The organism is Criibacterium bergeronii, assembly GCF_001693775.2.
Classification (GTDB): domain Bacteria; phylum Bacillota; class Clostridia; order Peptostreptococcales; family Filifactoraceae; genus Peptoanaerobacter; species Peptoanaerobacter bergeronii.
In genome coordinates, this window is the sequence record NZ_MBEW02000061.1 from 1 (window position 1) to 1,864 (window position 1,864).

Below are 1,864 nucleotides of genomic sequence, written 5' to 3' on the forward strand. Positions count from 1 at the left end.
AACAAAGAAAACCAAACAAGGAGGAACAAATGAACATAGTAGTGTGCATAAAACAAGTACCAGACACAACAGAAGTAAAACTAGACCCAAAAACAGGAACACTAATAAGAGAAGGAGTCCCAAGCATAATAAACCCAGACGACAAAGCAGGAATAGAAGAAGCCCTAAAAATAAAAGAAAAAGTAGGCGCAAAAGTAACAATACTAACAATGGGACCACCACAAGCAGACATAGCACTAAGAGAAGCCTACGCAATGGGAGCAGACGAAGTAATCCTACTAACAGACAGAGCATTCGCAGGAGCAGACACATGGGCAACCTCATCAGCACTAGCAGGAGCCCTAAAAAAAATACCATATGACCTAATCATAGCAGGAAGACAAGCCATAGACGGAGACACAGCCCAAGTAGGACCACAAATAGCAGAACACCTAAATTTACCAAGCATAACATACGTAGAAGAAATAAAAGAAGTAACAGACCATGACATAACAGTAAAAAGACAATATGAAGACAGATACCAAATCCTAAAAGTAGCATACCCATGCATGCTAACAACCCTAGGAGAAATGAATGAACCAAGATACATGAGAGTATCAAGAGTATACGACTCATACAAAAACGAAAACCTAATAAACATATGGAACGTAAGCAACATAGAAGTAGACCCAAGCAACCTAGGACTAAAAGGAAGCCCAACAAAAGTAAAAAAATCCTTCACAAAAGGAGCAAAAACAGCAGGAAAAGTATTCGAAGTAGACGAAAAAGAAGGATCAAAAATAATCCTAGACAAACTAAAAGAACAATTTTTAATATAAGAAAGGGAGAAAAAGAAGATGGAAAACAATCAGCAATACAAAGGAGTCATGGTATACGTAGAACAAAGAGATAACCACATACAAAACGTCTCCCTAGAACTACTAGGAAAAGCAACACAACTAGCCCAAAAACTAAACACCCAAGTAAGCGCAGTAGTAGTAGGAAAAGGAGTAAAAGAATTAACAGACACCCTAGCCCACTACGGAGCACAAAAAATATACACAGTCAATGACGACAGACTAGAAAAATACCAAACAGAACCCTACACAAAAGCAGTATACGAAGTAGTTGAATTTGCAAAACCAGAAGTAGTACTATTTGGAGCAACCTCAATAGGAAGAGACCTAGCCCCAAGAGTATCAGCAAGAGTGCATACAGGACTAACAGCAGACTGCACAGGACTAGACATAGAAGAAGAAACAAACCTATTACTAATGACAAGACCAGCCTTTGGCGGAAACATAATGGCAACAATCATCTGCACAGACTATAGACCACAAATGTCGACAGTAAGACCGGGAGTAATGCAAAAACTAGAAGAAGACAAAACAAAAACAGCCCAGGTACAAGACATAAAAGTAGAATTTAACCAAGAAAACTTCAAAGTAGAAATAGTAGAAGAAGTAGTAGAAACAAAGAAAAAAATCAAAATAGAAGACGCAAAAATCCTAGTATCAGCAGGAAGAGGCTTTGGCTCAGCAGAAGCAATAGAAAAACTAGCCCAGCCACTAGCAAAAGCAATAGGAGGAGAAGTATCAGGGTCAAGAGCAGCAGTAGATAGCGGCTGGCTAGAAAAAGACAGACAAGTAGGACAAACAGGAAAAACAGTAAGACCAAACCTATACTTTGCCCTAGGAATATCAGGAGCAATCCAGCACCTAGCAGGAATGGAAGAGTCAGACCTAATAATAGCAATAAACAAAAACGCAGAAGCACCAATATTTGAAACAGCAGACCTAGGAATAGTAGGAGACATAAATAAAGTCTTACCGGAACTGACAAAACTAATAGAAGCAGAAAAAGAAAAAGCTGAAAGTAAATAACA

General features: G+C 38.6%; 2 protein-coding genes. Both read left to right on the plus strand.

The annotated features are described in order from the left end of the window. Nucleotides 1-29 precede the first annotated feature (29 nt). A complete protein-coding gene (locus BBG48_RS10705; RefSeq protein ID WP_068913241.1) occupies nt 30-818 on the plus strand; it encodes an electron transfer flavoprotein subunit beta/FixA family protein in 789 nt (262 codons plus the stop codon). Nucleotides 819-836: 18 nt separating this feature from the next. Continuing rightward, nucleotides 837-1,862 carry an electron transfer flavoprotein subunit alpha/FixB family protein gene (locus BBG48_RS10710; protein WP_068912016.1) on the plus strand — a complete coding sequence of 342 codons (1,026 nt, stop codon included), beginning with the start codon at nt 837-839 and terminating at the stop codon, nt 1,860-1,862. The last annotated feature ends 2 nt before the right edge of the window (nt 1,863-1,864 follow it).